The organism is Amycolatopsis sp. NPDC004079 (assembly GCF_040610415.1).
In the GTDB taxonomy this organism is placed as follows: domain Bacteria; phylum Actinomycetota; class Actinomycetes; order Mycobacteriales; family Pseudonocardiaceae; genus Amycolatopsis; species Amycolatopsis halotolerans.
In genome coordinates, this window is record NZ_JBEXMH010000140.1 from 1 (window position 1) to 8,011 (window position 8,011).

An 8,011-nucleotide genomic window follows, 5' to 3' on the forward strand; every position below is an offset into this window, starting at 1 on the left:
TAAGCCGCCCTGGGGTTGGGGGGTGATTGACAAGCAATCTTACCCCACTTCAAAACCACCCCCGAACCGTCAGCACACTCGGCTTCGGGGTGCCCCACGCAACCAACGGGCGCAATGTCGCCGCCAGGCGACGAGCCACCACAAGGAAGCACCCCCGGCAACACCCCACCCGCTACGGCGAGCAAGCACCAGGCTCAGCTGCCCGGGCGACGCTTCTGCCGTTCGGTGTAGTCGCGCATGCGCTGCGGGTAGCCGACGCGCGCGACCTCGTACACCGGAATCGTGTTCTTGTGCCCGAACCGCTGCGCGGCGTCGAAGCTTCCGATGCGCCGCCGGGTCCATTCGCCGTCGTGCGCGACGAGCACCACAGTGGTGTCGGTCACCGTGGTTTTCGGCTCGACGAAGGCTTCCACTCCGCGACGCGCGGCAGCCCATTCCTGCAGGTAGCGGGTATCGTCCTGGCCTCCGGAGCGGCTTGCTCCAGCGGACGGGCCGCGTCTGCCGCGGCGGCGCAACGAGTCGAAGATCCCCACTTCGACCACCTTTCTTCAGGTGAGAGTCCGGCCTTCATTATTCCCGGTGGCGCGTGTGGCCGGTGTCGCAGTGTCGCCTTGGCCCGGCTAGGTCGCAACGCCGATCGGCGTAGTGACAAGATGGCTGTTGTCGCGCGCGCGTTTATACCGGGTGCCGCGGCGACCGAAGCTTCACCCCTATCGCTGCCGAGGAGTTATTGAAGTGAGCGACACCTCCGCCGACCTCGTGATCCTGGGAGGCGGATCGGGCGGCTACGCCGCGGCCTTCCGCGCGGCCGAGCTGGGCCTTTCCGTCACGCTGATCGAGAAGGACAAGCTGGGCGGGACCTGCCTCCACCGGGGCTGCATCCCGACCAAGGCCCTGCTGCACGCCGCCGAGGTCGCCGACGAGGCCCGCGACGCCGAGACGTTCGGCGTCAAGGCCGTGTTCGAGGGCATCGACATCGCGGGGGTGAACAAGTACAAGGACGGCATCGTCTCCCGGCTGTACAAGGGCCTCCAGGGCCTGGCCAAGGCGCACAAGGTGAACCTCGTCGAGGGCACCGGCCGGTTCGTCGGCGGCACCACCGTCGAGGTCGACGGCACCCGGTACACCGGCAAGAACGTCATCCTCGCCACCGGTTCCTACTCGCGCACGCTTCCCGGCCTCGAGCTCGGCGGCCGCATCATCGCGAGCGAGCAGGCGCTGACGCTGGACTACGTGCCGAAGAAGGTCGTCGTGCTCGGCGGCGGCGTGATCGGCGTGGAGTTCGCCAGCGTGTGGGCCTCCTTCGGGGTCGACGTCACCGTGGTCGAGGCGCTCCCGCGGCTGGTCCCGAACGAGGACGAGTACGCCTCCAAGCAGCTCGAGCGCGCGTTCCGCCGCCGCAAGATCGGCTTCAAGACCGGCGTCCGGTTCACCGGCGCGAAGCAGGACGACAACGGCGTCAGCGTGTCGCTGGAGTCCGGCGAGACGCTGGAAGCCGACCTGCTGCTCGTCGCCGTCGGCCGCGGCCCGAACTCGGCCGGGCACGGCTACGAGGAGGCGGGCGTCCAGATCGACCGCGGCTTCGTGCTCACCGACGACCGGCTCCGCACCAACCTGCCGAACGTGTACGCGGTCGGCGACATCGTGCCGGGCCTTCAGCTCGCGCACCGCGGCTTCCAGCAGGGCATCTTCGTGGCCGAGGAGATCGCCGGCCTGAACCCGCGCGTCATCGACGAGCGCGGCATCCCGCGCGTCACCTACTCGCACCCCGAGGTCGCCTCCGTCGGGCTCACCGAAGCCCAGGCCAAGGAGAAGTACGGCTCGGACGTCACCACGTTCACCTACGACCTCGGCGGCAACGGCAAGAGCCAGATCCTCAAGACCTCCGGCGGCGTGAAGCTGGTGAAGGCGCCGGACGGCCCCGTCGTCGGCGTGCACATGGTCGGCGACCGGGTCGGCGAGCTGATCGGCGAAGCGCAGCTGATCTACAGCTGGGAGGCGTTCCCGGAGGACGTCGCCCCGCTGATCCACGCGCACCCCACGCAGACCGAGGCACTCGGCGAAGCGTTCCTCGCCCTCGCGGGCAAGCCGCTGCACGTGCACAGCTGACGCGCAACCAGCACAATCCAGACCACGTCTTAGCGATCAAGGGAGCCAGCGAACAATGGCCTACTCCGTCACGCTGCCGGAGCTCGGCGAGAGCGTCACCGAGGGCACCGTCACCCGGTGGTTGAAGCAGGAGGGCGACACCGTCGAGGTCGACGAGCCGTTGCTCGAGATCTCGACCGACAAGGTCGACACCGAAGTACCGTCGCCGGTCGCCGGCACGGTCGTGAAGATCAGCGCCAAGGAAGACGACACCGTCGAGGTCGGCGGCGAGCTGGCGGTGATCGACGACGGCACCGGCGGCGTGCCCGAGTCCGCCGCCCCCGCCCAGCAGGCCGAGCCGGAGCCCGCCCCGCAGCAGCAGGAAGCCCCTGCTCCCGCGGCGGCCGCCCCGGCGGAGTCCGCTCCGTCGCAGCCGGACACCGCTCCGGCCGCGGGCGGTTCGGGCACCGAGGTGAAGCTGCCCGAACTGGGCGAGAGCGTCACCGAGGGAACCGTCACCCGCTGGCTGAAGCAGGTCGGCGAGTCCGTCGAGGTCGACGAGCCGCTGCTCGAGATCTCTACCGACAAGGTCGACACCGAGGTCCCGTCGCCGGTCGCCGGCACCGTGCTGGAGATCCGCGCGGGCGAGGACGAGACCGTCGAGGTCGGCGGGGTGCTCGCGGTCATCGGCGACGCGAACGCCGCCCCGGCGGCGGCTCCGGCCGCTCCGGCTCCGGCCCCGGCGCAGGAGTCCAAGCCCGCTCCGGCTCCGGTGCGGGAAAGCAAGCCCGCCCCGGCTCCGGCCGCCCCGGCCCCCGCGCCCGCCGCTCCGGCTCCCGCGGCCCAGGCCCCGGCAGCTCCGGCTCCGGCCGCGCAGGCCCCGGCCGAGTCCGCGGACGGCCCGTACGTCACGCCGCTGGTGCGCAAGCTCGCCTCCGAGCACGGCATCGACCTCGCGTCGCTGACCGGCAGCGGAGTCGGCGGCCGCATCCGCAAGCAGGACGTGCTCGCCGCGGCCGAGGCCAAGCAGAAGGCGGCTCCGGCCCCGGCTGCCGCGGCCCCGTCCGCTCCGGCCGCCGCCGCTCCGTCCGCGCCGCGCGCCGCCGCGGTCTCGCCGGAGGTCGCCGCCCTGCGCGGCACCGTGCAGAAGGCGAGCCGGATCCGGCAGATCACCGCCACCAAGACCCGCGAGTCGCTGCAGGTCTCCGCGCAGCTCACGCAGGTGCACGAGGTGGACGTCACCAAGATCGCCAAGCTGCGCCAGCGCGCGAAGGCGGCGTTCAAGGAGCGCGAGGGCGTCAACCTCACGTTCCTGCCGTTCTTCGCCAAGGCGACGGTCGAGGCGCTCAAGCAGCACCCGAACGTCAACGCGTCCTACAACGAGGACACGAAGGAGATCACCTACCACGGCGCCGTGCACCTGGGCATCGCGGTGGACACCGAGCGCGGCCTGCTCTCGGTCGTGATCCACGACGCGGGCGAGCTGAGCCTCGCCGGTCTCGCGCACCGCATCGCCGACCTGGCGGCGCGGGCCCGGGCCAACAAGATCAAGCCGGACGAGCTGATCGGCGGCACCTTCACCGTCACGAACATCGGCTCCAACGGGGCCCTGTTCGACACGCCGATCATCGTGCAGCCGCAGTCCGGCATGCTCGGCACCGGCGCCGTGGTGAAGCGCCCGGTCGTCGTGGCCGACGCCGAGGGCAACGACACCATCGCGGTCCGCTCGATGGCGTACCTTCCGCTGACCTACGACCACCGCCTGGTCGACGGCGCGGACGCCGGCCGCTTCCTGACCACGGTCAAGCAGCGCCTGGAAGAGGGCAACTTCGAGGACGAGCTGGGTCTCTGATCCAGTCACTCCTCCTGACGGCCCCCGCACTCTCCGGAGTGCGGGGGCCGTCGTTGTTTTCCCGTGGTCAACTATTCCGGAATTCCGGATTTGCAGAGTAGAGTGGGCTCATGCTCACTCGACGCAGCTTGCTGACGTCGGTCGCGGCAGCGGGGGCCGTCACGATCGTCGCGCCCTCGCTCGCGCTGGCCGACCCACCGGACCAATCCACTCCCGAAGGCTGGCTCGCCCGGCTCGCCGCGCACCGCGACGACGTGTCGGCGGTTTTCGCCGACGGCGCCGGCCGACGGCTGACCCATCTCGCGGACCGGCCGCGCCCGCTCGCGTCCGCGATCAAGGCGGTGCACCTGCTCGCCTACACGACCGCGGTCGCCGAAGGACGGCTCGATCCGGACGAGCCGGTGCGCGTCGGCGACTGGGACGCCTGGCATCCCTATCTCGGCGACGGCCCGATCGGCTCGGGCGCGCACTGGCAAGCCCTGACGCAGCTCGGAATCCCGTGCGACGAATACGGCATGGCGAAGGATCCGGATCAGTCCGTGCCGCTGCGGAACATCGCGGAAATGACGATCTTCGTCAGCGACAACGCGGCGGCCGACTACCTGCGCCACCGGCTCGGCGACCGGGCACTGCGGGCGGCGGGGGCTCGCGGCGGCTGGCCGATGCCGGACGTCCGGATGTTCAGCGGCGAGGTGCTGCTGCTGTTGTTCCCCGAATACTGTCCGCCGCCGGGCAGCCCGGTCGCCGTGCGCCGTGCCGCGGGCGACGCACTCGCGAACCGGTTCGCCTGCGACACATCGTTCCGTGCCCAAGTGATCCCGAGGGCGACGACGAAGCCTCCGTCGCTGGAACAGACTTACGCCTGGGCGGCCGCCACCGGCCGCGGCAGCGCCGCGCAACTGTTCGGCCTGCACCGCGAAATCGCCTCCAGCCGCGATCGCGCCGCCGTTCTCGCGCAGCAAGTCCTCGGCACCGTGCTCGCGTCCAGGAAGCCGCCTGGCTCGGACGCGTTGCTGTTCAAGGGCGGCAGCCTGCCCGCCATCCTCACGTTCGGATTCGACGTGCTGTGGCCGGACCGCCGCCCCGGCACCGGCACGATCCTGCTGCAGAACGCGACCGAAGCGGATAACGCGCACTACGAAGTGCTGCTCGATTTGGGTGTCCGCGCGCTGAGCCAACCCGCCGCCTTCCGGGCTCTGGAGCGCGCGCTGGGACACTGACCCGCATGACCGAAGACCTCGCCGAGCGCGTCGCGGCGCTCGAACGCCGGATGGCCGCATTGGAGGGGCGGCCCGCCGAATCCGTCCAGGGCGGTCCGCAGGGGATCGTGGGCTATCAGGGTGAATTGAGCGATCCCGAGCTGCGCTGGGAAATCCGGCTCACCACGCCTGCGGTCCTCTCGCTGCCGGACGGCCCGCGCGCCGAGGTGCTCGCCGCACTGGCGAACACCGACCGGATCGCGCTCGTCCGGCTGCTCGCCCGCGACGGCGCGCAAACCGGTGCCGCACTGCAGGAAGCGGCCGAACTCAGCTCCCCGGGACGGCTCTACCACCACCTCAAGGCGCTCACCGCGGCCGGGCTGGTCGAGCAGGACCGGCGCGGCAGCTACCGGCTCAAGCCGACCGCCGCGATTCCCGCGCTGGTGCTGCTGACCGCCGCCGCCGACGTCGCCGGTCAGCTCCGCCCGGGTGTGCACGAGCCCGGCCGATAGGACACGATCAGAGGCATGCGGGTACTCATCGCGGGCTCCGGCGGTCTCCTCGGCACCGCATTGACCGGACGGCTGCGCGAATCCGGGCACGACGTGCGCCGGCTGGTGCGGCGCACCTCGCAGGCTTCCGACGAGAGCGGCTGGGACCCGCCGTCGGGACGGATCGACGACGGCGCGTTCGACGGCATCGACGCGGTGGTGAACCTGTGCGGCGCGCCGTTGCTGCCCGGCCGCTGGAGCGGAATGCGCAAACAGCAACTGCTCGACAGCCGCATTGAGCCGACTGAAGTGCTCGCCGAAGCGGTGGCCGAGCACGGCATCGGCGTGCTGGTGAACGCCTCCGCCGTGGGCTACTACGGCAACTCCGGGTCCACTGTGGTCGATGAGAACACCAAAGCCGGCAACGGTTTTCTCGCCGAAATGTGCACCGAGTGGGAAGCCGCGACCGCTGCGGCGACGAACGCCCGGGTGGTCTCGATCCGCACCGGTCTCGTTCTCGCGCGGCACGGCGGTCTGCTCGACGTGCTGCGCCCGCTCTTCCGCTTCGCGCTCGGCGGACGGCTCGGCGACGGCAGCCAGTACATGCCGTGGATCGCGCTGGACGACGAAATCGGCGCCCTCGTGCACATCCTGGAGCACGACTCGTTGTCCGGCCCGGTCAATCTCACCGGCCCGATCCCGGTGACCAACGCCGAGTTCACCCACTCCCTCGGCCACGCCGTGCACCGGCCCGCGCCGTGGTGGGTGCCGGAGATCGCGATGAAGATCGCCCTCGGCCAGGCCGCCGAAGAGATGGCGTTGTACGGGCAGCGCGCGGTGCCCCGGAAGCTCGAGGCGAGCGGTTACGAATTCCGGCACCGCACCGTCGACAGCGCGCTCGCCGCGGCGACGTGACGATGCCGCGCGTCCGGTGGATCGTCACCGGGGCGGTGCTGTTCGCCGCGTTCGGCTGGCTCGGGTTCCTGGTGGACCGGCAGCCGCTGCAGCTCGACGTCGAGGTCGCCACTGCCTTGCGAGGACAGGACACTCGCCCGGCCGGCCAGGTCGCGGGCGTGGTGACGAACGTCCTCGGCCCGGTTCTGCCGTATGTGCTCGGTGTGGTGCTGCTGGCGATCGTGCTGCGGGACCGGTCGCAGTTCTCGCTCTGTGCACGGCTCGCCGTGGTCCTTCTGCTGTGCCGGTCGACGAGCCTGGCGTTCAAGCCGGTGTTCCAGCGGCAGCGCCCGCGCGCGTACCCGGATCTGAGCTACCCCAGCGGCCACGTCGTTTCCGTCGCGACGACCGGCCTGGTCGTGGTCCTGCTCTGTGCCTGGCTTCGGCCTCGGCTCGTGCGGTGGGCGATCTGGATTTCCGCCGCCGCGACCGTGCTGGCCGCGGCCTGCCGGATCGTGCTCGGCGTGCACTGGGTGACCGACACTGCCGGGGCCGTGCTCGCGGTGCTCGGCGTGGGTCTGGTGTCAGCGACCGCACTCCGGCTGATCCCCTTTCCAGCGGGCGGAAGGCGTAGCCTCGACGGGTGAGTTCTTCGAGCGCAAGCTGTCGTATCGCCGCCGAGCCCCTGGTCGTGCGCGAGGTCGGGACGATCGACTACACCGAGGCCTGGGACCTGCAGCGGGAGATCCTCGCCGCGCGCGCGGACGAGACCGGGCCGGACACCATGCTGCTGCTGGAGCACCCGTCGGTCTACACCGCGGGCAAGCGCACCGAACCCGAGGACCGGCCGTCCGACGGCACCCCGGTGATCGACGTCGACCGCGGCGGCAAGATCACCTGGCACGGCCCCGGCCAGCTGGTCGGCTACCCGATCCTGAAGCTCGCCGACCCGATCGACGTCATGCACTACGTGCGGCGGCTCGAGGAGGCGCTGATCGCGGTGTGCGACCGGTTCGGCGTGCGCACCGGCCGCGTCGAGGGCCGCAGCGGCGTCTGGATCCCGGCCGACGAACGCGGCATCGAGCGCAAGATCGCCGCGATCGGCATCCGCGTCCAGCGCGGCGTGACGATGCACGGCTTCGAGCTGAACTGCAACGCCGACCTGGCCGCGTTCGACAACATCGTGCCGTGCGGCATCCGGGACGCGGGCGTCACCTCGCTGTCGTATGAACTGCGGCGCGACGTCCCGGTCGCCGAGGTGCTGCCGCTGGCGAAGGAACTGGTGCTGGCCGCGCTCGAGGGCGAACTGCCGGTGAGCGACGACCGCTGGCTGCCGCGTCCGGAGGCCCCGAAGGCCCCCGGCGTCACCTTCGCCCTGCAGAACTGACCCAGCTGTCCGTGAAGGGCTCCTTGAGGGAATCAGATTCCCTCAAGGAGCCCTTCACGGCTTTTCGGCGGCTCAGTCCAGCTGGGGTGCGACTTAGGAG

The 8,011-nt window shown here is 70.9% G+C and carries 8 protein-coding genes; 7 read left to right on the forward strand and 1 reads right to left on the reverse strand.

Going from position 1 to position 8,011, the window contains the following annotated elements:
* Nucleotides 1-194: 194 nt before the first annotated feature.
* The gene (locus tag ABZX37_RS48895) at nucleotides 195-542 is read right to left on the reverse strand and encodes an oxidoreductase (RefSeq protein WP_354751189.1); all 348 of its coding nucleotides are present in this window, start codon (nucleotides 540-542) and stop codon (nucleotides 195-197) included.
* Between the two features lie 193 nt (nucleotides 543-735).
* On the opposite strand from ABZX37_RS48895, the gene lpdA reads away from it, so the two are divergent.
* The 7 genes from lpdA (at nucleotide 736) to lipB (ending at nucleotide 7,911) form a co-directional block, all read left to right on the forward strand.
* A complete protein-coding gene (lpdA, locus tag ABZX37_RS48900) occupies nucleotides 736-2,109 on the forward strand; it encodes a dihydrolipoyl dehydrogenase (protein WP_344268403.1) in 1,374 nt (457 codons plus the stop codon).
* Nucleotides 2,110-2,164: 55 nt separating this feature from the next.
* Nucleotides 2,165-3,940: a 2-oxoglutarate dehydrogenase, E2 component, dihydrolipoamide succinyltransferase gene (sucB, locus tag ABZX37_RS48905; RefSeq protein WP_354751190.1), complete on the forward strand. Its 1,776-nt coding sequence runs from the start codon at nucleotides 2,165-2,167 to the stop codon at nucleotides 3,938-3,940.
* 110 nt (nucleotides 3,941-4,050) lie between these two features.
* Nucleotides 4,051-5,160 (forward strand): serine hydrolase, encoded by a 1,110-nt coding sequence (locus ABZX37_RS48910; protein ID WP_354751191.1) that lies wholly within the window; start codon nucleotides 4,051-4,053, stop codon nucleotides 5,158-5,160.
* A 5-nt stretch (nucleotides 5,161-5,165) separates the two neighbouring features.
* Nucleotides 5,166-5,651 carry a helix-turn-helix domain-containing protein gene (locus ABZX37_RS48915; RefSeq protein ID WP_354751192.1) on the forward strand — a complete coding sequence of 162 codons (486 nt, stop codon included), beginning with the start codon at nucleotides 5,166-5,168 and terminating at the stop codon, nucleotides 5,649-5,651.
* 15 nt (nucleotides 5,652-5,666) lie between these two features.
* Nucleotides 5,667-6,545 (forward strand): TIGR01777 family oxidoreductase, encoded by an 879-nt coding sequence (locus ABZX37_RS48920; RefSeq protein ID WP_354751193.1) that lies wholly within the window; start codon nucleotides 5,667-5,669, stop codon nucleotides 6,543-6,545.
* Nucleotides 6,542-7,171 (forward strand): phosphatase PAP2 family protein, encoded by a 630-nt coding sequence (locus ABZX37_RS48925; RefSeq protein ID WP_354751194.1) that lies wholly within the window; start codon nucleotides 6,542-6,544, stop codon nucleotides 7,169-7,171. Before ABZX37_RS48920 ends, ABZX37_RS48925 begins: the two co-directional genes overlap by 4 nt.
* On the forward strand, nucleotides 7,168-7,911 hold the full coding sequence (lipB, locus tag ABZX37_RS48930; RefSeq protein ID WP_354751195.1) for a lipoyl(octanoyl) transferase LipB: 744 nt from the start codon (nucleotides 7,168-7,170) through the stop codon (nucleotides 7,909-7,911). Before ABZX37_RS48925 ends, lipB begins: the two co-directional genes overlap by 4 nt.
* Nucleotides 7,912-8,011 lie beyond the last annotated feature (100 nt).

What these genes read in the sequence shown, in the direction of transcription:
- ABZX37_RS48910 (WP_354751191.1), top strand. Translation starts at nt 4,051, where the DNA reads ATGCTCACTCGACGCAGCTTGCTGACGTCGGTCGCGGCAGCGGGGGCC.
- ABZX37_RS48915 (WP_354751192.1), top strand. Translation starts at nt 5,166, where the DNA reads ATGACCGAAGACCTCGCCGAGCGCGTCGCGGCGCTCGAACGCCGGATG.
- sucB (WP_354751190.1), top strand. Translation starts at nt 2,165, where the DNA reads ATGGCCTACTCCGTCACGCTGCCGGAGCTCGGCGAGAGCGTCACCGAG.
- ABZX37_RS48920 (WP_354751193.1), top strand. Translation starts at nt 5,667, where the DNA reads ATGCGGGTACTCATCGCGGGCTCCGGCGGTCTCCTCGGCACCGCATTG.